At 58.8% G+C, this 22,857-nt stretch carries 21 protein-coding genes; 6 read left to right on the top strand and 15 right to left on the bottom strand.

All coding sequences use genetic code 11. From position 1 onward, the window contains the following. The first annotated feature begins 1 nt into the window (after nt 1). Nucleotides 2-1,321, top strand: coding sequence for an MATE family efflux transporter (locus ACR3EP_RS08195; RefSeq protein WP_480637247.1), 1,320 nt, complete (start codon nt 2-4; stop codon nt 1,319-1,321). On the opposite strand, the gene arsC is transcribed toward ACR3EP_RS08195, so the two are convergent. The 4 genes from arsC to ACR3EP_RS08175 are packed head-to-tail and all read right to left on the bottom strand — an operon-like array spanning nt 1,318 to nt 3,477. Beyond that, nucleotides 1,318-1,659: an arsenate reductase (glutaredoxin) gene (arsC, locus tag ACR3EP_RS08190; RefSeq protein ID WP_480639006.1), complete on the bottom strand. Its 342-nt coding sequence runs from the start codon at nt 1,657-1,659 to the stop codon at nt 1,318-1,320. The genes ACR3EP_RS08195 and arsC overlap by 4 nt on opposite strands. Further along, nucleotides 1,656-2,714, bottom strand: coding sequence for a quinone-dependent dihydroorotate dehydrogenase (locus ACR3EP_RS08185; protein WP_480637245.1), 1,059 nt, complete (start codon nt 2,712-2,714; stop codon nt 1,656-1,658). Before ACR3EP_RS08185 ends, arsC begins: the two co-directional genes overlap by 4 nt. Continuing rightward, a complete protein-coding gene (locus ACR3EP_RS08180; protein WP_480637243.1) occupies nt 2,711-3,142 on the bottom strand; it encodes a DUF1330 domain-containing protein in 432 nt (143 codons plus the stop codon). Before ACR3EP_RS08180 ends, ACR3EP_RS08185 begins: the two co-directional genes overlap by 4 nt. Continuing rightward, on the bottom strand, nt 3,139-3,477 hold the full coding sequence (locus ACR3EP_RS08175; RefSeq protein ID WP_480637241.1) for a DUF952 domain-containing protein: 339 nt from the start codon (nt 3,475-3,477) through the stop codon (nt 3,139-3,141). The genes ACR3EP_RS08180 and ACR3EP_RS08175 overlap by 4 nt, the downstream gene beginning before the upstream one ends. 109 nt (nt 3,478-3,586) lie before the next feature. Here ACR3EP_RS08175 and ACR3EP_RS08170 point away from each other — a divergent pair, with 109 nt between their 5' ends. Continuing rightward, the gene (locus tag ACR3EP_RS08170) at nt 3,587-5,164 is read left to right on the top strand and encodes a bifunctional metallophosphatase/5'-nucleotidase (RefSeq protein WP_480637239.1); all 1,578 of its coding nucleotides are present in this window, start codon (nt 3,587-3,589) and stop codon (nt 5,162-5,164) included. A 63-nt stretch (nt 5,165-5,227) separates the two neighbouring features. Here ACR3EP_RS08170 and ACR3EP_RS08165 read toward each other — a convergent pair whose 3' ends face one another. Then, a complete protein-coding gene (locus ACR3EP_RS08165) occupies nt 5,228-6,880 on the bottom strand; it encodes a tetratricopeptide repeat-containing sulfotransferase family protein (protein WP_480637237.1) in 1,653 nt (550 codons plus the stop codon). Nucleotides 6,881-6,935: 55 nt separating this feature from the next. On the opposite strand from ACR3EP_RS08165, the gene ACR3EP_RS08160 reads away from it, so the two are divergent. Both ACR3EP_RS08160 and mnmH read left to right on the top strand, forming a co-directional pair. Further along, entirely contained in the window at nt 6,936-7,601 is a 666-nt protein-coding gene (locus ACR3EP_RS08160; RefSeq protein ID WP_170349278.1) for an SOS response-associated peptidase, read from the top strand. A gap of 44 nt (nt 7,602-7,645) precedes the next feature. Beyond that, nucleotides 7,646-8,698, top strand: a complete 1,053-nt coding sequence (gene mnmH, locus ACR3EP_RS08155) for a tRNA 2-selenouridine(34) synthase MnmH (RefSeq protein WP_480637236.1) — start codon at nt 7,646-7,648, stop codon at nt 8,696-8,698. Here the strand turns inward: mnmH and selD are convergent. From selD to ACR3EP_RS08120, 7 genes are read right to left on the bottom strand one after another with little or no spacing between them, the layout of a single operon-like run. Then, nucleotides 8,689-10,848, bottom strand: coding sequence for a selenide, water dikinase SelD (gene selD / locus ACR3EP_RS08150; protein ID WP_480637234.1), 2,160 nt, complete (start codon nt 10,846-10,848; stop codon nt 8,689-8,691). The two genes, mnmH and selD, sit on opposite strands and share 10 nt — an antisense overlap. A 5-nt stretch (nt 10,849-10,853) precedes the next feature. After that, the gene (locus tag ACR3EP_RS08145) at nt 10,854-11,237 is read right to left on the bottom strand and encodes a Na+/H+ antiporter subunit G (RefSeq protein ID WP_170349275.1); all 384 of its coding nucleotides are present in this window, start codon (nt 11,235-11,237) and stop codon (nt 10,854-10,856) included. Nucleotides 11,238-11,247: 10 nt separating this feature from the next. Beyond that, on the bottom strand, nt 11,248-11,517 hold the full coding sequence (locus ACR3EP_RS08140; protein WP_058282485.1) for a K+/H+ antiporter subunit F: 270 nt from the start codon (nt 11,515-11,517) through the stop codon (nt 11,248-11,250). Continuing rightward, the gene (locus ACR3EP_RS08135; RefSeq protein ID WP_170349274.1) at nt 11,514-12,011 is read right to left on the bottom strand and encodes a Na+/H+ antiporter subunit E; all 498 of its coding nucleotides are present in this window, start codon (nt 12,009-12,011) and stop codon (nt 11,514-11,516) included. The genes ACR3EP_RS08140 and ACR3EP_RS08135 overlap by 4 nt, the downstream gene beginning before the upstream one ends. Next, complete coding sequence (locus tag ACR3EP_RS08130) at nt 12,011-13,555, bottom strand: monovalent cation/H+ antiporter subunit D (protein WP_170549680.1); 1,545 nt, start codon at nt 13,553-13,555, stop codon at nt 12,011-12,013. Before ACR3EP_RS08130 ends, ACR3EP_RS08135 begins: the two co-directional genes overlap by 1 nt. Continuing rightward, nucleotides 13,552-13,911 (bottom strand): Na+/H+ antiporter subunit C, encoded by a 360-nt coding sequence (locus tag ACR3EP_RS08125; protein WP_170517312.1) that lies wholly within the window; start codon nt 13,909-13,911, stop codon nt 13,552-13,554. Before ACR3EP_RS08125 ends, ACR3EP_RS08130 begins: the two co-directional genes overlap by 4 nt. Further along, nucleotides 13,911-16,778 carry a monovalent cation/H+ antiporter subunit A gene (locus ACR3EP_RS08120; RefSeq protein WP_480637231.1) on the bottom strand — a complete coding sequence of 956 codons (2,868 nt, stop codon included), beginning with the start codon at nt 16,776-16,778 and terminating at the stop codon, nt 13,911-13,913. Before ACR3EP_RS08120 ends, ACR3EP_RS08125 begins: the two co-directional genes overlap by 1 nt. Nucleotides 16,779-16,990: 212 nt before the next feature. Between ACR3EP_RS08120 and ACR3EP_RS08115 the strand changes: the two genes are divergently transcribed. Beyond that, a complete protein-coding gene (locus ACR3EP_RS08115; protein WP_480637229.1) occupies nt 16,991-17,464 on the top strand; it encodes a rhodanese-like domain-containing protein in 474 nt (157 codons plus the stop codon). Beyond that, the gene (locus ACR3EP_RS08110; RefSeq protein WP_480637227.1) at nt 17,461-18,276 is read left to right on the top strand and encodes a CE1 family esterase; all 816 of its coding nucleotides are present in this window, start codon (nt 17,461-17,463) and stop codon (nt 18,274-18,276) included. The genes ACR3EP_RS08115 and ACR3EP_RS08110 overlap by 4 nt, the downstream gene beginning before the upstream one ends. On the opposite strand, the gene mdoH is transcribed toward ACR3EP_RS08110, so the two are convergent. Genes mdoH through ACR3EP_RS08095 form a run of 3 tightly spaced genes read right to left on the bottom strand, consistent with a single transcriptional unit; the run spans nt 18,277 to nt 22,855 of the window. Continuing rightward, nucleotides 18,277-20,145 (bottom strand): glucans biosynthesis glucosyltransferase MdoH, encoded by a 1,869-nt coding sequence (gene mdoH / locus ACR3EP_RS08105; RefSeq protein WP_480637225.1) that lies wholly within the window; start codon nt 20,143-20,145, stop codon nt 18,277-18,279. Continuing rightward, on the bottom strand, nt 20,142-21,641 hold the full coding sequence (locus tag ACR3EP_RS08100; protein WP_480637224.1) for an OpgD/OpgG family glucan biosynthesis protein: 1,500 nt from the start codon (nt 21,639-21,641) through the stop codon (nt 20,142-20,144). The genes mdoH and ACR3EP_RS08100 overlap by 4 nt, the downstream gene beginning before the upstream one ends. Further along, complete coding sequence (locus ACR3EP_RS08095; protein WP_480637223.1) at nt 21,638-22,855, bottom strand: OpgC family protein; 1,218 nt, start codon at nt 22,853-22,855, stop codon at nt 21,638-21,640. Before ACR3EP_RS08095 ends, ACR3EP_RS08100 begins: the two co-directional genes overlap by 4 nt. Nucleotides 22,856-22,857 lie beyond the last annotated feature (2 nt).

The following is a 22,857-nucleotide window of genomic DNA, read 5'->3' as shown; positions in this document are numbered from 1 at the left end:
CGTGACGCAGCACGCCTCGACACCCCTGACACATACGCGGGTGTTGAAAATCGCCGTTCCGATTGTGCTGTCGAATGCCACGGTTCCGATACTTGGCGCTGTGGATACCGGAGTAGTCGGTCAGATGGGGTTGGCTGCGCCCATCGGGGCCGTCGGTATGGGCGCGGTTATCCTGTCCGCGATCTATTGGATATTTGGCTTTCTGCGCATGGGCACGACCGGTCTGGCGGCGCAGGCGCGCGGGGCAGGGGATACGGCGGAAACCGGTGCGCTATTGATGCGCGGGCTGCTGTTGGGCGGCGCGGCGGGGCTGTTCTTTATTCTCACGCAAGTCGGGCTGTTCTGGGGGGCGTTTGCCCTGTCACCCGCCAGCCCCGAGGTTGAGGCGCTGACGCAGGATTACCTGCAAATCCGCATTTGGGGTGCCCCGGCAACCATCGCGCTTTTTGCCGTTACGGGTTGGCTGATCGCAATAGAGCAGACACGGGGCGTGTTCCTCCTGCAGGTCTGGATGAACGGGTTGAACATCTTGCTGGACTTGTGGTTCGTGCTTGGGTTGGGCTGGGGCGTCGAAGGTGTGGCCATTGCTACCCTGATCGCGGAATGGACCGGGCTGGCGCTGGGCCTGTATCTGTGCCGAGAAGCGTTCACAGGGAATCAATGGCGCGACTGGCCACGTATTTTCGACACAGCGCGATTGCGCCGCATGATGCAGGTGAATGCTGACATTATGATCCGATCTGTTCTGCTGACGGGCGCGTTCACGACATTTCTGTTCGTTGGGTCCGATCTGGGAGACGTTAACCTGGCTGCCAATCAGGTCTTGCTGCAATTTCTTGAAATCACCGCATTTGCCTTGGACGGCTTCGCCTTTTCCGCCGAGGCTCTGGTCGGCAGTGCCGTGGGCGCGCGGAACCGGTCTCAGGTCCGGCGGGCGTCAATCATGGCGTCTCAATGGGGCGTAGGTGGGGCGTTCCTGCTGGGGGCTGTGTTCTATTTGGCTGGGCCTGCGCTGATCGATCTGATGTCAACTTCGGCCGAGGTGCGCGCGGCGGCGCGAGACTATCTGATCTGGGCCGCGCTGGCCCCGGCAATCGGGGTGGCAAGCTGGATGTTCGACGGCATCTATATTGGGGCCACCTGGACGCGTGCGATGCGCAACGCGATGGTTCAATCAGTTGCGATCTATGTGGCGGCCCTGTTCCTACTGGTGCCGGCCTTTGGTAACCACGGCTTGTGGGCCGCGCTGATGGTTCTGAACATCGCGCGCGGCGTCACTATGGGTTGGCGCTATCCCAGGCTGGAGGCACAGGTGGCCTAAATCAGCGTCAGTAGGTTTTCGGGTGGGCGTCCGATGGCAGCCTTGTCACCTGCGATTGCCAGAGGGCGCTCGATCAAGATGGGGTTCTCTGCCATTGCGGCGATCAATTCATTAGCAGGGGTTGCTTTGGTCAGACCCAGTTCTTTGAACTGTTTCTCACCCGTGCGCATCATGTCTATGGCGTTGACGCCGAGTTTGCCCAGCACCGTACGTAGCTCATCGGTCGAGGGTGCGTCTTCCAGGTATTTCCGAACCTCGACCTGCGCGCCATTCTCTTCCAGCAGAGCCAGCCCGGCGCGGGATTTCGAACAGCGCGGGTTGTGCCAATATGAAATCAAAGCCAATCCTTTCGTTTACTTCCAACTGCTTGCGCGACGTTGTTGAATCCATCTTGTTCCAGCAATTTATCGAGACCTTGCGCGATATCTGCGGCCAGAGAAATACCGCCATACACCAACGCGGTATAAAGTTGCACGGCGGATGCCCCGGCGCAGATCTTGGCATACGCCTGTTCCGCGCTGCTGATACCGCCCACGCCAATCAGCGGGATTTTGCCCTCGGTCAGCTGGCTCAGCTGTGCCAGAACACGGGTCGATTTTTCGAATAAGGGCGCGCCGGACAGGCCGCCGGTTTGACTCTTAAGCCCACTGCGCAGCCCATCGCGGGACAGTGTAGTGTTGGTTGCAATCACCGCGTCAACGCCTGTTTCCTGCGCCACATCGGCGATGTCCTGCAATTCGGCCTCGGTCAGGTCAGGGGCAATTTTTAGGAAAATGGGTAAAGGTCGGGACAGACCGTTGCGGGTTTCGATCACGCTGCCCAGCAATGCGCCAAGCGCGGCCTTGCCCTGCAGGTCCCGCAGTTTCTCGGTGTTGGGGGATGAGACATTGACCGTGGCGAAATCCAGATGCTCGGCGCAATGGGCCAACACTTTGGCAAAATCGCCGGGGCGGTCGTCACTGTCCTTGTTCGCGCCCAGGTTCAGCCCGATGATCGCATTCTTGGGGCGGTCGGCCAGACGGCGCGCCATGATCTCCATGCCTTCGTTGTTGAAGCCAAAGCGGTTGATGGCGGCCTTATCCTCGGTCAGGCGGAACAAGCGAGGTTTGGGGTTGCCGGGCTGCGGGCGTGGTGTAACAGCGCCCACTTCGATAAAGCCAAAGCCTGTGCGTGAGAGGGGGGTCAAAACCTCTCCATTCTTGTCAAACCCCGCAGCCAGACCCACCGGGTTGGGCAGGTCCAGTCCAGCTACGTGAGTTTTCAGCCGCGGCGATGTGACCGGCCCGGGCATCGGGGCAAGCCCGGCCTTCAACGCCTTGATCGACATGCCATGGGCGGCTTCTGGGTCCATCTTGTGCAGGACCGCCAGCCCCAGTTTCTCGGTCAGTTTCATCCGAAAGTCTCTCCACCTTTGGCCGGGGCGCAGCGGATCAGGCGCGAAGTTGCAACCGCAGCCTGCCTGTGAATAACCGCAGCCTGATAATCCGGGTCGGTCACCATTTCCAAAAACGCATCTGCAGTCGGATAGCGGGCGATAAATACCTCATCCCAGTCTTCGTCCTGCGGGCCGATCAGAGTGGTCTGAAACGCGCCGCGCCACAGGATCGACGCCCCAAGGCGCGCGATAATCGGGGCGGTTTCCGCGCCGTAATTTCGATAAGCCTGCGCGCCGGTCAGCCCGGCATCCGCCAGTTCGTGGCCCGTCGGGTATTCGGCCATGTTGCGAAACTTGATCAGATTCAGCATCTCGATCGGATGATCACGGTCCAGCGCCTTGAACGCTTCAAACTGGGTGCGGTCAGGGTCGACGAAAGACCTCATTCCATCCCCTCGGGGAATTGGTGGGCTTGCCCGTCAAAGGGCAGGGGCCGCGACCAGACGACATCTGTCATGCGGATCTGCCGGTAAAGATGCGGGAACAAGGCGCCACCGCGCGAGACCTCCCATTTCAGATCATCGTCCATGGCATCGGCATCGCAGGCCAACAAGATCAAACCTTCGACACCGGCAAAGTGTTTGGCTGCGGTCTCAGCCGCCTGTTGGGCGGTCGAGAAATGGACATATCCATCAGACACATCAATCGGTGCGCCATCCGAGGCACCCTGATCCTGCAGTGCGGCCCATTCCTCGGCCCTGAATATCTTGTAAATCAGCATGAGGTGGTGATGCCCCGCGTGACGGGCAGAATCAAGACGGATTTCCCCCTTTGACTCTTCTTGTTGGCGGGCGCACCATCACGCCAAACAAAAAACAAGGAGTATGAAGATGTTCACCCGCTTTTTGGCGTCTGCTGCAGTTCTGGGCCTAACCGCAGGTATGGCCGCAGCCGATTATAAATTGACGATTCTGCATACCAACGATTTCCACGCGCGTTTTGAGCCGATCAACAAATACGACAGCGCTTGTGATGAGGAAGACCAAGCAGAAGGCAAGTGTTTCGGCGGTTCGGCCCGGTTGGTTACTGCGGTGAATGACGCGCGCGCGCGGGCCGAAAACTCGATCCTGGTCGATGGTGGGGATCAGTTTCAGGGTTCGTTGTTCTATACCTATTACAAGGGCAAGGTCGCAGCCGAGTTCATGAACAAGCTGGGGTATGACGCGATGACCGTGGGCAACCACGAATTCGACGATGGCCCCGAAGTGCTGCGCGGCTTCATCGACTCGGTGGAATTTCCGGTTTTGATGTCGAACGCGGATATTGCCGACGAAGAGTTGCTGATCGACAAGATCAAGAAATCGACTGTCATCGAAGTGGGCGGGGAAAAGATCGGCCTGATTGGCCTGACACCGGAAGACACGCATGATCTTGCCTCTCCTGGTCCAAATATCAGCTTTTCTGATCCGGCCCCCGCAGTGCAGGCCGAAGTGGACAAGTTGACCGGCGAAGGCGTTAATAAAATCATCGTTCTCAGCCATTCCGGCTATGGTGTTGATCAACGCGTAGCGCAGGAAACTAGCGGGGTGGACGTAATTGTCGGCGGTCATTCGAACACTTACCTATCGAACGTGTCCGACAAGGCAGCGGGTCCGTACCCGACCGTGGTCAACGGTGTCCAGATCGTGCAGGCCTATGCTTATGGCAAGTTTCTGGGTGAGTTGAACGTAACCTTCGACGATGACGGCAATGTGCTTGAGGCGATGGGCGAGCCGTTGATCATGGACAACTCCGTTACCGAGGATCAGTCCGCGTTGGACCGTATCGCCGAACTGGCCGTGCCGCTGGACGAAATCCGCAACAAGGTGGTGGCGAATGCAGCAGACGCCATCGAGGGGGACCGTTCTGTCTGTCGTGTGCAGGAATGTGAGATGGGCAACCTGGTCGCCGACGCGATGTTAGCGCGTGTGGCCGATCAGGGTGTACAGATTGCGATTGCCAACTCTGGCGGGCTGCGGGCCTCAATCGACCCGGGCGAAGTAACCATGGGCGAGGTGCTGACGGTGCTACCCTTCCAGAACACCCTGTCTACCTTCGAGATCAGTGGTCAGGGGGTGATCGACGCGCTGGAGAACGGCGTAAGCCAGGTCGAAGATGTAAAGGGCCGCTTTCCGCAGGTTGCGGGTCTGACATTCATCTGGGATCCAATGGTTGCGCCGAACGAAGGGCGCGTGTCCGAGGTCATGGTCGCCGAGGGTGATGGTTTTGCGCCAATTGACCCGGCAGCGACGTATCTGGTTGTGACCAACAATTATGTCCGCAACGGCGGCGACGGGTACAACATGTTCGAAGGCGACGACAAGAATGCCTATGACTTTGGTCCGGATCTGGCAGATGTCACGGCTGAGTACTTGGCTGAAAATGCGCCCTATCAGCCTTATCTGGACGGCCGTATCAAGCAGAAGTAACTCTGCGACATAGCAAAGAAAAAGGCCGCATCCCTGATGCGGCCTTTCGTGTTTCGGGCGCACTCAGCCCAAATCGTATTCGGGCCAGAGCGCGGGATCGAACCCGTCAAGCATGGGGCTTAGATGTTCGGACACGCTCTGCCATCCACCAATGGATTTGGTCGATATCTTATTGCGGACCTGATCGATGCTGGCCGTTCTGACCTGCTTGGTGTTTTTCTCAGGGTGCATCATGGTTTCGTTCCATTCGATATCGCAGAACGCAGCAACCTGTTGGCTATAGGTTTTTGGATCGGCCACTAATTTTTCATAAGGAACGGTCAGTATGCGGTCACCGAACACGGTATCCCAATGTGCCATATAGTGGCGGTACATATTCGCCGAATGAGCAATGGCTGTCAGGTTCGACGCATAACGCATCCCACCAGCCGGGAACCGCCGGATCCATTTCGACAACCCCACATCACGGGGGTCACGTAGCATGTTGATGATCTTTGCATTGGGAAAGGCCGCCAACAAGAAACCAACAAGCTGATAGTTGTGTGGCATTTTGTCAACGAACGCGACCGATCCGTCAGGAATCGGTGGCATCAGTTCGCGGAATTGCTGCGCAAATTCAGTGGCTTTTTCAGCGTCAAAACGCTGATTGCCCAATTGGAATTCATGCGACAGGTCAGACGCCAACGTCAACTCACCACACCCGGCGATATCGGGCGCCGAACTTAGCATCATCTCCATCAACGTGGTGCCCGAACGGGGCTGACCCAGAACGAAGATCGGAACCGGCCCATCGCTTGGTCCGGCTGCCCGTAAATCGGTTCCAATGGGGAACAGACCGGTGATCTGGTTCAGCTTTTTCTCTTCCTCAGCGGCGTCGTACGGGTTGCTATCGTGTTGTACCTTGTTGGCTCGCACAAATTGAGGCATGGCGGCATTTAGATCGTCAATTACCGAGATCAGGTGTGCCTTGGCGAACTCCAACTCTTGATAGTCTTCGTCCTTGTTGGCGATTGCGGTCTCGACCGCCTCCATCAGTTTCGGGCCGTCATCCTTGGAGGTTACAAGGGACAACTGCAGCAAAGCGCTCATGTTTTCGGGATCTGTTTCCAGAATACGCTGCAAGATTTCCTTTGACCCGTTTTTGTCACCGCTTTGGTGCAAGTTCACGGCCTTTGCGAAAGCAATCTTTATGTTTTCCGGTTCCAACTCAAAGGCGCGAGAAACATCGCGCGAGTGGTCCTCGACAAATCCAATTTTCGAATAGGCACGGGCCCTTTTGCCCAGAAGGTTCACATCGTCGGGCTCGGCTTGCAGCTTCTTGCTCGCATGTTCAATGACCAGGCGCCAGTTGCTGCCTTTCAGGTGAATCTCATCCAGGACGCGGTTCAGTTCTTTGTTGTTTGGGAACTGTTCCAGCTTTTGTTCAGTATATTCCAGCGCCCTGGGGATCTGTCCGGTCTGCATAAGCGCATTTGCCAGGTTTTCCACGAATTGAGGGTCGTCTGGCTTCATTCGTGACGCTTCGACGAAATGCGGAATAGATTTCTTGTATTGCTTCATTTCGGTCAGCACAAAGCCCGAGATGGCGTGGAAATCAGAATCCTTGGGGAATTTCTTAACGCCCAACTGTGCCTTTTTCAGCGCCTGTTGCAGCTTGCCTGCTTCCAAAGCAGCCACCGCCTTGCCTTTGAGGGTATTCGCTGTTTGATTTTGCATGTGACCCCGTGACACCCTGTGCCTGTATGAAACGATTATTGATGGTTCATTACCCATGTGCGGACGGTTTGCAATAACCCTTCCAAATGACGCAATGGCGCAGCTGTTTTCAGCACGGCCCGCAAACACGTTGCCTGCTGTGCCGAACTTCAATGTTTGCCCGACAAATCAAGTGCATGTGGTGCGCGTTGGCGAAGGTGGTCGCCAGTTGGATTCGCTGCGCTGGGGGTTCCTGCCGCATTGGTACAAGACTGAAACCGCCGGTCCTTTGCTGATCAATGCGCGTGCCGAAACTCTGGCCGAAAAGCCTGCATTTCGCGCCGCCTGCCGCGAACGACGCTGCCTGATCGTGGCAACAGGGTTCTATGAATGGACCAAAACTGAACAGGGAACACGTCTGCCATGGTACATCCACCGCAAAGATGGCGCACCGATTGCATTTGCCGGGGTCTGGCAGGATTGGGGCTTTGAGGGTACGCAGCAGGGCACTTGCGCCATCGTAACAACACCGGCAAATCGCCACCTCAGCGCCGTTCATCATCGGATGCCACTGATCCTTGAGCCTGACGATTGGCCTTTGTGGTTAGGGGAGGCGGGGAAAGGCGCGGCACGTTTGATGCAACCCGGGGCCGAGGGTGTCTTGGAGTTCTACCGCGTTGATCCAGCAGTGAATTCGAACCGGGCGAACGGGCCGGACCTGATTGAACCTGTCCCGGCGTGACTGGGCGCCTTTTCATTTCAAAGTTCGCAGGATAGACCGTTGGCATGGCTCTGAAATTTACTGATCTGCCCGGCCTTTATGCGCATGATTTTGACACTGTGATCGACGTGCGCAGCCCTGCTGAATTTGCCGAAGATCACCTACCCGGCGCCATCAACCTGCCGGTGCTTAACAATGAAGAACGCGCGCAGGTGGGTACGATCTATGTGCAGGAAAGTCCGTTTCTGGCCCGCAAGCTTGGCGCAGCGCTGGTGTTTCGGAACGCGGCAAATCACATCGAACACAGCCTGTCGCACCACGAGGGCGGCTGGAAACCATTGGTCTATTGCTGGCGTGGCGGACAGAGATCAGGGTCGTTCACTTGGATGTTGCAACAGATCGGTTGGCGGGCCGAAGTGGTCGATGGCGGATACCGAACCTATCGCCGATTGGTGAATCGCTACCTCTATGACAATCCATTGCCGCACCGGTTGGTGGCCCTCGATGGATATACGGGCACAGCCAAGACTGACCTGCTGCTGCATTTGAAGGCGCGCGGCGTTCAGGTTCTGGACCTCGAAGACCTAGCCAACCACCGGGGATCTTTGCTAGGTGAAATGCCGGGCGGGCAGCCCAGCCAGAAAGCCTTCGAGTCCGCTCTATCCGCCGCATTGTGCGGCTTGGACCCAGCGCGCCCGGTGGTTGTCGAGGCTGAATCCTCCAAGATCGGGTCACTGATCCTGCCGCCAAGCTTGTGGACTGCGTTGCGGACGGCACCGCGGATTCAGGTGTCCGCTTCCCTTGAGGCGCGGACCGCGTATCTGGTCAAGGCTTACGACGATATCCTCTCGGATACCGAGCGCTTGCGCGATCGCCTGTCTCCGCTACGGTTCCATCGAGGACACGATGTGGTGGATGGCTGGCTAGCGCTGATCGATGCGGGGGATAAACGGGCGCTGACGCGGGCGTTGATGGAACAGCATTATGACCCGGCCTATGCCAAATCCTCCAAAACACGCGCTGCCAAGATTATCGCGCAAATCGACGTGGCGGCGCTGGACGATGCGGGCCTGAACGCCGCAGCCGCTCGGGTTGAAGAAATTCTGGGTCAGCTCTGAAGCCGCAAACCCGGAGTGTCAGTCAGATGCCCGATGATGACCGCCGGATAGCACGCGTGCCTTAGCTGTTCGCACAATTCGTGCGCCTGATCGGATGCGACGGCGGCCAGTAATCCCCCAGCAGTTTGCGGGTCAAACAGCAGGTCGGCCTTGTCCGAGGATGGAATGCCCGGAACGATTGCGCGGTTGTCCTCGAAGATTGTCGACCGGACACCTTGAGCGGCCAATTCCAGCGCGCCAGTCATCAGAGGGATCGTGTCCAGATCCAAGACTGCACCACAATCCGAGGCTTCGCACATGCCCATCAGATGTCCGGCCAGTCCAAATCCGGTTACATCCGTCATCGCATGTGCCCCGGCCAGAATGCGCGATGCTGCGCCTTGCGGCTGAACCATTTGCCGCAAGGCATCGGCCACCCAACTGCCATCAGCTTGCCCCGCCATTTCAGCGGCCATCAATACCCCGCTGCCCAGGGGTTTTGTCAGGATCAATGCATCCCCAGGACGTGCCCCGGACAAAGTGATCGGGTCTTTGTCGCACAGTCCGGTCAGAGTGAAGCCGATGGTCATCTCATCCCCGAGTGAGCTGTGACCGCCCACGATTTCTGCCCTGGCGTCGCGGATGACCTCGGTGGCCGTCGTCATGATCTCGGACAAGGTACGGTGCTGCAATTGCGGGGACATACGCGGCAGGATGATCGTTGCCGTCGCCGCCTGTGGGTTGGCCCCCATGGCCCAGATATCCCCCAGTGCGTGAACAGCGGCGATGCGCGTCATCAGCACTGGGTCATCTGTGAAGCCGCGCAGGTGGTCCGAGGTTATCACTTGGCGCGCTCCGCCGGTTGTCAGCAGGGCGGCGTCGTCCCCGGGCAAGGGGGTGATGTCGTCCCGGTTCGGCTTTGGCAGGCCACTCAGGACTGCTTGCAATGCGCCGCGTCCAACCTTGGCCCCACAGCCGCCGCACATGGGCTTTTCCCCCAGGGCTTCTTGCATGCCCGCTGCATGGTGGCGCGGTAGGGCGGGGCGTGCCATCTGGGGCAGGTTGCGGAATTTATTCATGAAGCTCTGGTCGATATGGTTCTTCCATCGCCACATCACTGGCCCGCTGAACGAGGTTCCAAGACGTTCGGCCAGTGCCGATTTACCACCCAAAGAGATCAGTTTGAGGTAATCTTTCTGCGGCTGATATCGCCGCATCTTCCCGGCCCCCAGAGCGACCCGCAGATTGTTGAACAGGACCGGAGCCTCTCGGACCGCATAGACACCGGCCTTGGGACGAGGGCTATCGGCAAGATGGGCGCAATCTCCGGCGGCAAAGATCGCCGGATCGCTGGATTGCAGATGGGCGTCCACGCGGATGTAGCCGTCATGCAGATCAAGGCCCGTCTGGGTGATCCAGTCATATGGGCGGGCACCGGCAGCCCCGGTTATAAATTCGGCGGGAACCTTGCGGCCATCCTCTAGCAGAACATGATCCTGTTCGATGCATGAAATCGCGGCATGCTCGATCAGCTCAATCCCCAGATCGGCCATCGCCTTACGAATGGTCGTGCCCGCCTTGGTCCCCGTCGCCGCCAAGGCCCGGGCATTGTCGATCAGTGTCACCTGCGCCGTGCGGGTTTTGGCGCGAAGGGCATGAGCCATGGCCATAACCAGTTCTACCCCCGCGACCCCACCGCCGATCACGGCGACTGAGGCGGGGCCGCTGCCATCCAGATACTCCGCCCACCTGGAGGCAAACGGTCCCAGCGGCTTGGCGGGAACTGCATGGTCAGCAAATCCGGGCAGAGCCGGCATGTCCGAGGTGATCCCCACATTGACCGACGCCACATCGAAGGCCACGGGTGGTCGGCCAGGCACGTGTATCTGACGCCGGTCGATGTCGATACCATCAACCGGGCCCAGGATCACGCGCGCACCGGCAAATCGGGCAAGGCGCACCAAATCAATGTCCAGCTCCCAACGCTGGTAATGTCCGGCGACGAAGCCTGGTAGCATACCGGAATAGGGGGCATTGGCACCGGGGTTGATCACCGTCACCCGCGCACCGGGCAAAGGGTTCATGCCCCATTTCCGCAGTACAATCGCGTGGGTATGCCCGCCGCCTATCAGAACCAGATCACGGGTCAGGGGCAGCAGAGGGTGATGCATGGAATTCAGGTCTTTGTGTGGTCTGGTACGTCTTCGACCTGCTCAACCGCGTGAGTGGCCCAAAGCTCATCCTCACCGGCGTCTGGCAGATCATCGGGTTTTTCATGGCGATGAATATGCCATTTGGCAATGAACAGGGCCGTGATCGGTGCGGTCAGGAACAGGAAAAGAGTGATCAGCAACTCGTGCAGGGAAATATGCTGCTCGATTACTGCCGAATGAAAGATCGACGCCAGCAGCACACCACCCACACCTAACGTCGTCGCTTTGGTTGGGGCATGAAGACGCGACATCGGGTCCTTCAACTTTATCATCCCATACGAGCCGACAAAACCGAATATGCCGGATACGATCAGAAAGAAGGCGACTAGAAACTCGATTATGAACATTGGGGCGCCCTCACTCGATGATATTGCCGCGCAGCATAAAGCGCGCATAGGCTACGGTTGAGACAAAACCCAGCATGGCGATGATCATGGCGGCCTCGAAAAAGATCTCGGTCCCCAGAGCCAGCCCGTAAAGAATCATTAGCGCAATTGTGTTAATGACCATCGTGTCCAGCGCCAGAACACGTGTGCCCACACCCTCGGCCGAGATGATACGATACAGGCACAGCATGATGGCCGCCCCGAAACAGGCGAAGGCAAACCAGATCGCAATCTCGATCATTCGAAAATCTCCTTCAGACGGCGCTCATAGCGCTGTTTGATCTGGTCGCGCACCTCATCCACGTTGGGCGCATCCAGGCAGTGAACCAGCAGGTTGTGGCCTTGTGCCGACAGATCGCAACTGACTGTTCCTGGGGTCATGGTGATGGTTCCGGCCAATACAGTGATCGCTTCGGGGGTGCGCAGTTCAAGTGGGATACAGACCCAGTTGGGCTGTCGGTCGGCATCGCGTTTGAACAGGATGATACGGGCCACGGTGATATTGGCCATCACGATATCCCACAGCACCACCAGCATATACTCGATGATCATCGGCCAGTTGCGTAGTTTGGGTCTGTCGGGCCAGTAGGGCTGAGTAATGAAGGGAATGATAATCCCAAGCAGCAATCCGAACACCAGAGAGTTCAGCGAAGGCGAATTCGCCAGAAGCATCCACACCAGCGTTAGCAGGATCGTCAGATGCGGGTGGGGGAAAATTCGATGCAGAAGTCTCATTATTCCTCTCCCCCCAGAACGGCTGAGATGTAGTTTTCGGGTGTGAACAACTGTTCGGCTGTTTTGCCAGCGTAAGTCAGGGCAGGGCCCGCGAACAAGGTCAGCATCACAAGCCCCATGACCATGCCAAAAATGGCGGTGAAGGCCAGTCCGGGGTTTGGTTCGGGTGCGGGCAGGGCTGGTGCTTCCTCGTCATCTTCCACCTCGGGCGCCGGGTTGTGTTGTGCGTCATGGCTTTTCCAGAAGATCAGCGTGCCTGCGCGCGCCAACCCGACGATCGTGACGAACGACCCGATCAGGATCACGGCCCAGATTGCGTTTGCATCCGGTGCGTCGCGCGCCGTATCCAGCACTAGGAGCTTGCCGATGAAACCCGACAGTGGGGGCATTCCCGCCATCGCGATTGCCCCAACAAAGAACAGGGCCGAGACCAGCCCGCTTTGCGCCATCGGGGCCGTTGGCGCGATGGCCCCGCCCCGGCGTTCCATCACTAGGTCAGCCACCAAGAACATGAGCGCCGTGGCAAGGGTCGAATGAAAGATGTAGTACAGCGCGGCAGTTGTGGCCGTTTCGGTAAACAGTGAAATTGCGATCAACAATGTGCCCATTGATGCGATGGCACAAAAGGCCGTCATCCGTGCGATGTGCTGCGAGCCCAGAATACCAATGGCACCCACGGCCAGCGTCAGAAGCGCGGCAGGTTGCAGCCAGTCGCCCAGCAATCCTTGCGTTACAGCCACATCGGGCCCAAAGACCAGCGTATCGACGCGCAGGATTGAATAGGCACCCACCTTGGTCATGATCGCAAACAGTGCGGCGACGGGCAAAGGTGCATTGGCGTAACTGGCAGGCAACCAGAAATGCAGTGGCAAGACGGCCGCCTTGATACAAAAGACCAACAGCAACAAAACCGCTCCAACCCGCAATAGGGCGGTATCCTCGGGCGGAATTTCGGCGACTCGAACAGCCAGATCGGCCATGTTAAGCGTTCCGGTCACGGCATAAAGCGTGCCGAGCGCAAACAGGAACAAGGTCGAGCCCAACAGGTTATAGGCCACATATTGCACCCCGGCCTTCAGCCGGACCGACCCGCCCCCATGCGTCATCAAGCCGTAGGAAGCGATCAGCAACACCTCGAAGAAAACGAACAGGTTGAAGGCATCGCCCGTCAGGAAGGCACCACAGACGCCCATGAGCTGAAAGTGGAACAGCGCGTGAAAGTGTTTGCCCCTGTCGTCCCACCCGGACGCAATAGCGTATAGCACAATGGGCAAGGCGAGCAGGGCGGTCAGCAAGACCATCATCGCAGACAGGCGGTCTAGCACCAGCACGATGCCGAAGGGCGCAGGCCAATCGCCCAGCTCATAGACCAGAATATCGCCACCTGCGGCCTGCGCGGTGATGGTCAGGGCAATCCCTAGCAACGCCACTACACCGGCGACCGAGAAGATGCGCTGCAGGTCCAGGTGATATCGCAGGACCATGATGATGAACGGGGCCAGGATCGCGGGCAGGACGATCGGCGCTACGATCCAGTGGTTCATGCGTCTTCTCCCGCGCCGTCGACGCTGTCTTGTGCGGTCATGTCGATATGGTCATCTTTCGACGACAAGTAAGCAGAAAGCGCGATCATAACGATCACCGCAGTCATCCCGAAAGAAATCACGATGGCCGTCAGCACCAGCGCTTGTGGCAACGGGTCGGTATAAGGAACCTCTTCGTATTTGTTCAGAACCGCAGGCGCATTCAGCGCCAGACGCCCGGTGGCGAACAGGAACACGTTCACCGCGTAGGTGATCAGCGACAGCCCCAGAATGACAGGGAATGTGCGGCGGCGCAGGATCAGGAAAATCCCGGCGGCGGTCATGATGCCTACGGCTGAGGCTACGAGCGCTTCCATCAGGCCTGCTCCTTCTTATCTTCGTCTTTCGAGTCGTCCCGTAGCGGGTTGATATCCATCGGGAACTCTTGCGCCATGCCCGGCTGCCACGCGAACCGCGACAGGCTGTCCAGCGCCAGCATCACCGCACCCAGCACGGCCAGAAACACGCCGGTGTCAAACAGGATGGCGGTGGCCCATTCGAACTCTTCCAGGGGTGGCCAATGGAGATAGCCGAAGTCACTGGTCAGGAACGGGCGTTCGTTGAACCATGCTCCAATCCCGGTGGCGGCAGCGATCAGAACACCCCAGCCGATGGTGCCGTGATAGTAGAACCGTTGCCGTTCGATGGCCCATGTGTAGCCACTCGCCATGTATTGCATCAGGAAGGCAATCGCGACGATCAGACCGGCGATGAACCCGCCCCCCGGCTGGTTGTGACCGCGGAAAAAGATGTAGGCACCAACCATCAGGGCAATTGGCATCATCACGCGGGTGGCCACAACCATCATCAGCGGATGTGAATCCCCCGATTGCGGCCAGTGCGGCTTACGATTCAACAGATAGCTGCGGACATTGGTGCCCAGAACGGCCTCGGTCAGGGCAAAGATGATCAGGGCGGCGATGCCCAGAACGATGATCTCGCCAAAGGTATCAAAGCCCCGGAAGTCCACCAGGATCACGTTGACCACGTTGGTACCGCCACCGCCTTTGTACGAGTTGGCCAAGTGGAACTCGGAAATCGTAGGAAAGGCAAAATCCCGCAGCATCAGCGCATAGATCAGCGCGCCGGTGCCAAGGCCGGCCACCACTGAAATCGCAGCATCCCGCCAGCGTCGCGCCGCGCTGCTGTCCCACGGTGTATCCGTGGGCAGGAAGTTCAGCGACAGGAGCAACAGGATCATCGTCACCACCTCGACCGAGATCTGGGTCAACGCCAGATCCGGGGCCGAAAGATAGTTGAACGCCATCGAAACGATCAGGCCTACGACGCCGATCAGCACCAGCGACAGCAGGCGGTTGCGGTGGAACCACATGATCGCCAGCGTCGCGCCCACCAGGCAAGTCCAGCCGATGAATGGAATGATCTGAATGGGCAGGGGCTCGCGCGTTATGGGTCCGATCGTACCGGTTGTATAGGCGTAGTAGCCAAGCCCGACGGTGAACGCGACAAGGATGATGGCATAGCGGCTAATCACTCCGTTATGCAGCGTGTCGGTGATCCAGCGGCTGAGCGTGGTAAACGCGCCGATGACAGCCTCGAAGATGACCTTCGCTTCGGGGCGGGGCAGGGCGTTCCACAGCTGTTCGCCCCGACGGTGTAGCGCCAGCAGGAACAGACCGCCTAATGTGGCTACGGCCGACATGTAAAGCGCGGGCGTAAAGCCATGCCAGAGCTTCAGTGAGTAGTAGGGCAGCTTCTCTCCACCGATTACGGCGCTGGATACAACCGCGACCAGAGGCCCAACGAGCGCGGCCGAATACAGCCCGATCAGCACAACCAGCACCACCAGGAAGGCTGGAGCCAGCCACATACCGATAGGCGGATCATGCGGGTGGTGCGGATAATCGTTGCGCTGCGGGCCAAGGAAGACATGCCCGACAAAGCGGAAGGAATAGGCAGCCGAGAACAGTGCCGCCAGCAACGCCAGACCCGGTACCAGATAGTGCGAGTGCAGCCAGGTGGTGTGGACTGTCTCCTCAAGCATCATTTCTTTGGACAGGAAGCCATTCAGCGGAGGCAGACCGGCCATGGACAGCGCGGCAATCGTTCCGATGGTAAATGTGATCGGCATCAACTGACGCAACCCGCCCAGACGTTTGATGTCTCGGGTTCCGGTTTCGTGGTCCACGATCCCGGCGGTCATGAACAGAGCACATTTGAAGGTGGCGTGATTGATAATGTGGAATATCGCCGCCACAACTGCAATCTTGGTGCCAAAGCCCAGCAGCATCGTCACCAAACCCAGATGCGACACGGTCGAAAACGCCAGCAGTGCCTTAAGATCGTCTTTGAACAAGGCAATGCAGGCCCCGATCAACATGGTCACCAGACCTGTGGTCGCCACGATATAGAACCACGCATCCGTCCCCGCCAGAACCGGCCACATCCGGGCCATCAGGAACAGTCCGGCCTTCACCATTGTGGCTGAGTGCAGATAGGCAGAAACCGGCGTCGGTGCCGCCATCGCATGTGGCAGCCAGAAATGGAACGGAAACTGCGCCGACTTGGTAAAACAGCCCAACAGGATCAGGACCAGCGCGGGCATGTAATACGGTGAGGCTTGGATCAGCTCTTTGTTTTGCAGGATGACGCTTAGGTCATATGAGCCCACGATATTGCCCAGAATCAGCATCCCCGCGATCATCGCCAGTCCGCCGCCACCGGTGACGGCAAGCGCCATCCGTGCGCCCTGTCGGCCCTCGGGCAGGTGTTTCCAATAGCCGATCAGTAGGAATGAACTTAGTGATGTAAGTTCCCAGAAAATAAGTAAAAGAAGGATGTTGTCGGACAGGACGATCCCAACCATCGCGCCCTGAAACAACAAAAGGTAGGTATAGAACTGCCCCATTGGATCTTCGCGTGATAGGTAAAACCGCGCATAGAGGATGATCAGCAATCCGATCCCCAGGATCAGCAGGGCAAACAGAAACCCAAGACCGTCCAGCATGAAATTCGCGTTCAGTCCCAGTGCCGGTATCCAGTCGAACCGCGCCGTAACGACATCTCCGCGCATGACCGACGGGATGTGAATCAACAGCCCCATAAGCGCCAGAAAGGTGGTCAGCCCGGCGGCTGATGCTGCTGCGTTTCGTCCTGCCCGGATCAGAAGGGCTGGGAAAACAGCTCCGAGGAAGGGAAGGGCCGCGATGAGGAATAGGGACAAGTGCGATACTCCGATCTGGGCGGTCAAATGTAGTACTGGTTTTTAAGGATAATTTTCTAACTGTCCAGCTATTGCAAGTTTTACCCGCAGTCCTAGCGCCATCGATTGGGGTGCGAAACAATGACGCGATCTTGATCTGCCGGTTGAAATTCAACGCGGATTCGAAATTCGGGCTGTGATAAGCACATCCCATCGGGGCAGGAGGGAGCTGCGTGGCAGACAAAACAAACCGAACACGCCGATGGGTTCTGTTGGGCGGTGGCGCCGCCATCGTTGCTGGCTTTGCTGTTCGGGAATATCGCTTGATCCCGCAAGATTATGCGGGTGACAGGCTGAGTGTTCAGGACGCGCATCAGCAAGCGGTGTCTGGGGATGTGTTGTTGGTCGACATTCGCACGCCGCGGGAATGGCAGACCACGGGCGTTGGCCAGGGGGCGCATCCGTTGGATATGCGCCGCGATGATTTTGAACAGGCGCTGGCACAGCTGACCGGCGGTGATCGGAACGCGCCTGTTGCATTGATTTGCGCGCGTGGGGTCAGGTCGGCTCGACTGAGCAACAGATTGACCGAGGCAGGGTTCACAAACATCATTGATGTGCCTGAGGGAATGCTGGGGTCCGCCGCGGGGCCGGGATGGGTACGGGCAGGTTTGCCGGTTGAACACAATACAGGAGAGACAGGATGATCCGGGCATTCACCTTTGCAGCGGGTTTGACATTCGCCGGGCAGGCGGGGTTGGCGGCCTGTGCCGATCAGGAAAGCGTGTGTGAGACGGCCTCGGGTGGGTACCACATCGAATTGCCCGAGGCGGATAACCCACCGTTGGTTGTCTTTCTGCATGGCTATGGGGGTTCGGCAACCGGTACTTTGAAAAACCGCAGCATGGTCGAGCCTTTGCTGGCGCGCGGTTATGCAGTCATGGCCCCCGAGGGGTCAGAACGAAATGGTCGCCAAAGCTGGAACTTCTTTCCCGGTTGGGAAGGGCGGGATGAAACCGCCTTTCTGACCGAGGCCGTGCAAGATGCCTCGGACCGTTTCGGTGTGGATGCGGATCGGGTGGTTCTCGGCGGTTTCTCGGCCGGGGCGTTCATGGTTTATTACCTCGCCTGCGCGGCACCCGATACGTTTTCGGCCTATGTACCGGTGTCTGGCGGTTTCTGGCGACCGCATCCCGAAAGCTGCGAAGGCCCGGTACGGATGTTCCACACCCACGGCTGGACCGACAATGTGGTGCCGTTAGAAGGACGCATTCTGGGCGGTGGCCGGTTCCATCAAGGCGATATCTTTGCCGGGCTGGAAATCTGGCGGGTTGCCAATGAATGCGTCGATACCAAGCCCACCGGTTTTTCAACTACCGGTCAGTTCATGCGACGCAGATGGAGCGGGTGTGCCGAAGGCGGCATGCTGGAATTCGCGCTGTTTCCCGGTGGCCACTCAGTGCCCAAGGGTTGGGCGGACATGATGGTGGACTGGTACGAAGGCCTGCCGGGCGGCTAATCACTCGGCAGGGGTCATGACCGTCTTACCCTCGATCAGGCGCTTCAGTTCGTTCCGATGACGCCGGGCGGATCGCGTGATGGCGGGCTCGTGAAAATCCTCTTTCATCCCGACCATGCGCCGCGCGGTACCAGCCGACACACCGCTGAGTGCGGACAGGGGGATCGCCAGCGCAAGGCTGACGGCAATCGGGGCTAGCCAGATCGACACCAGACCGGACAGGATACCCACACTCAATGCGATGCCGCTGATGGTTTCCAGCATGTGGCACAGGACCAGCGTTTGCAGGCTATAGCTGCCACCATCCCGCGCCTGCGGGGACCAACCTTTTTGCAGACCAAGCGCCGTCCGGAATACTGCGATCATCTGTTGCACCATCAGGATCGGAGCGTAAAGGATCGACAGGATGACCTCGGCCAGAAACGACGTCAGGAATTTGGAACCGCCGCCGAAATCCGCATAGCGCACTCCGCTGAGGGGCAGCGCCAGAACGCCCAGCACCTTGGGGGCCAGCAACATCGCATACATTACCAGAATAATCAGCACATGGCGGGTTTCCGACATCTCGGGCCATTGCGGGAACAGCGGGTTGTCGGGGCTGAAGTAATGCAAGACCGAGGCATCCTCGCCCTGACCGATCAGCGCCCACATCACCAGCAAGGCGAACCACAGCGGCGACATTAGATAGCCCACCGCCCCGTGGAACATGTGGAACCGCGACACTGCCCGGAACCCGGCAGACCCCAGCAGCTTCAGGTGCTGCAGGTTGCCCTGGCACCAGCGACGGTCGCGCAGCGCATGGTCGATCAGTGTGGGCGGTGTTTCCTCGTACGAGCCGCGGATGCGCGGCAGGAACCGCACGCCCCAACCGGCGCGACGCATCAGACCGGCCTCGACGAAATCGTGGCTCATGATCAGTTTTTCCTGACCATTCAGGCTGAGCAGTTTCGGTAGACCAGCGCAATTGGCGAAGGCCTTGGTGCGGATAATCGCGTTGTGACCCCAATAGTTGCCCTCTTGCCCACACCAGCGCGCCAGACCTTCGGCGAATGCAATGCCATACACGCCGTTGGCAAACTGCTGCATTCGGGCAAAGACCGATTGCGAGCCGATCAGTTGCGGATAGCTTTGGATCAGGCCCGCGCCAGAATCGCGCGCCAGTGAATCCGTCAGGCGCAGGATGGCACGGCCCGTCATCAGACTGTCGGCATCCAGCACCAACATCGCATCCCAATCCGCGCCCCAGCGGCTGACCCAATCGGCGATGTTACCGACCTTGCGGTCCGTGTTTTCTTCGCGACGGCGGTAATACAGTTCCAGACCCGGGGCCAGCGTCGTTCGCAGCGCCTCGATACTGGCCTGTTCCTGTGCTGCGATCTCGGGGTCGCGGGTGTCGGACAGGATGAACATGGCATAGTGGTGTTGACCACCTCGCGCCTGCAAATCCTCGAGCATCGTGCGGGCATTGCCCAGCACGTTCCACGGCACCTCGTTATAAACCGGCATCAACAGCGCCACGCGCAAGGGCTGTGGACGGCCCTCGCGTTTGGGCTGTTCCTGCCGCGACAGGGAAACCATGCCTAGCATCACGGTGCAGACCGTGAAGGAAATCCAGAAGAAGTTGAACGAGATCAGCGACAGTAGGATGGCTTCGATCAGGTTGATCCCTTCGGCCCCAAACCAGTCGCTCATTACCCACAGCAGGCCTAAAGTCGCGGCCATCGCAGGCGAAAACGCCAAGGCGCGCCAGAACCCGACTGAGGGGCGCTGACCCTCGGGCACTTGCGCGTCACGGAAGCCCGCGCTGAAATCTTGCGCGGGCATGGCCAGCGGTGCCTCGGGCGGCATGATATGCAAGTCTTCGGTCATACGGTCCAACGGTAGAGCCAGACCTCAGAGGCAGGCTGTTTGTCTTTCAGCAACTGCGCGCGCAGTTCCACGTGGTTCCTGTCACCCGGCTGGAAGGAAAAGGCCAGTCGCAGCCCGCCGGTATCGGGGTTGCTTTGCAGCACGCCCTCGGACGTTTCGGCGTGGGGTGAGTTGACGAAGATCGTCATCGCCTCGGGGTCTTCGAACAGCTCAGAGGGTTCAAAGTCGATGACGGCCAGGCGCCCTTCGCCAAAGGTGTTTTCACCCATGGCGGTGTTGATCACGCGCGGCATCGGCGTGCGCTGCGGCTCGTCCCCCCAGATCAGACGGTAGGACAGGTCGACCTGGCTGCCCGCTGCGTATGGCTCCATCGGACGCCAATAGGCGACGATGTTGTCATAGATCTCCTGATCTGCCGGAATCTCAACCAGCGTTACAGTACCTTTGCCCCAGTCGCCCTTCGGTTCGACCCAAAGGCCGGGGCGTTTGTGGTAATTCGCCTCAAGATCCGCGTAGTCCGAGAACTCGCGTTTCCGCTGCATCAGGCCGAACCCGCGCGGGTTCATGTCAACGAAGGACGAAATCTGCAGACGCGTCGGGTTTGCCAACGGTCGCCACAAAACTTCTCCGGCACCGTTGCGGATCAGCAGACCGTCGCTGTCGTGGACGGCGGGGCGGAAATCGTCGAACCGGCTGTGATTAGTCTGGTCGAACAAGAACATCGAAGTGCCCGGCGCGATTCCGACATGTGTTAGCTCTTCGCGCGGGAACAGGGTGGCCTCGATATCCATGACGCAGTCTGCGCCTGCGGTGACGTTGAACCGAAAGGCACCTGTCACGCTGGGGCTGTCCATCAGCGCGTGAACCACCATGTCACGCTGGCCAGGTTTTGGGCGCTCCAGCCAGAAGCGGATGAATTCGGGGAATTCCTCACCATCCGGATCGCCGGTTTTCAGTGCCAGACCACGGGCGGAGAGGCCGTAAACCTCGTGCAGGCCGATGGCGCGGAAATAGCTGGCACCCTGCCAGACGCAGAACTCGTCGGTTTTGCCGGGGCGATGCATCTCGGTGCGTAGGCGCAAACCGGAAAAGCCCAGCGTGTCGTCGATCGGAAGTTCAGGCACATCCTCGGATTTGTCGAACATGCTCAGATCAAACGCGACCGGCGTTGCGAAACCATCCTCGACCGTCGACACCTTGACGGTGCGCGGGAAGTATAAGCCGGGTGTGAAGAAATCGACGTTAAAGGGCGTCTCGGTTTCAAACCACAGCGCCCGGTCCAGGCGGAACCGGATCGAGCGGTATTGCTGATAGGTCAGGTCCTGCCATTCCTGGGGCACCATTTCGCGTTCCGCATAGGGGCGGCTGGCAAGATCCCGGGCCATCGCGATGACGTCATTGCGGTCAAAGGGGGTTTCCCCGCCGGTGGCAAATGTGGCAGGCGCAAAGGCAAGCGCCGAAGTCGAGGCCAGAAATGCACGACGTGTAAAATTCATTTCTTTGACTTCCAAGGTTGTGATTTGAACCAAGCGGCCATGTATGCCACCCCGATGATCATCGCAAAGCCAATCATGTTAGCGATGAACACACTGGCAACATCCCGCCCACTCAGGTCCAGTCCGACGCCGATAAGCCGTGCTGCTGCCATGGAAAAAACGAATACCGCCAGCGATTGCTGCCCGACTTTGGTGATCACGGTCAGCAGGAATTGCCAAATTTTGGCCGCCGCGCCGTGACCGGTGGCGATCAGGCGATGGCCGTGTTCTCCCGCAACGACCCAGCCCAGATAGGCCAGCGACAGGAAGTGCAGATACCGGAACAGGCCAAAATCGGTCTTGTCGCGGAACTCTTTCGTAACGGGCCAGACCTTGCGGATTTCATCCGCCAGATCAGGGGCAACTGCGTTGAGCCAGGTGAACACTTTCCATGAGCCAAACGGCATCGAGAAGATCAGGAACAGCGCCGCTGCCCAGATCAGCGTTTTCGAGACCGGGGGGGCGGGAATCCAGCCGCGCATGAAAGCAAAGCCGGTGAAGAACAGCAGCTGCCAACCAAAGGGGTTGAAGAACCACTGTCGATCCGACCACGGCTCGGCCGGCAAGTCCAGAACGTCGGTCTGCGCCACGAGCCACAGCGTTACTGAGGCCAAGGCAACCGCCCAGAACCCAATCCGTGACAGGCCCATGACCAGCGGCATCATCGCCAGAACTACCAGATACATCGGCAGGATGTCGAAGTAATTGGGCACGTAGGTCAGGGTGAACAGCCCGACGATCTGCGGTGCAGGATCGTTAAAGAAATGCTGCAGATTCAGCGAAGAGATATAGTTTTTCTCGAACAATCCGCTTTCATTCAGCGCGGCCATGGACATGGCGACAAAGAAGAACAATGCGATATGTGCCCAGTAGACCTGCCAGATGCGGAACGCCACGCGGGCGGTGCCCAACCACCAGCCCTTGCGCAGGAACGCCCCGCCGAAGGCGATGGCCGAGGCCATGCCGGAACAGAACACGAAAATTTCGGTCGCATCGGAAAAGCCGAACCGCGCGGGGATCCATTTGGCCCAGGGGTCATTGGGGATATGTGCGATCAGGATGATGAACATCGCGATGCCGCGGTAAAAATCAAGGCGCGGATCACGCACACGGGCAGGGGCGGCCGCCGAGGCGGCCACAGGCGCAAAATCAGAAGCGGGCGATGCAGTCGCCATAC

It is taken from the genome of Ruegeria sp. BB10 (assembly GCF_056535725.1).
This window is presented reverse-complemented; position numbering and strand designations above follow the sequence as displayed.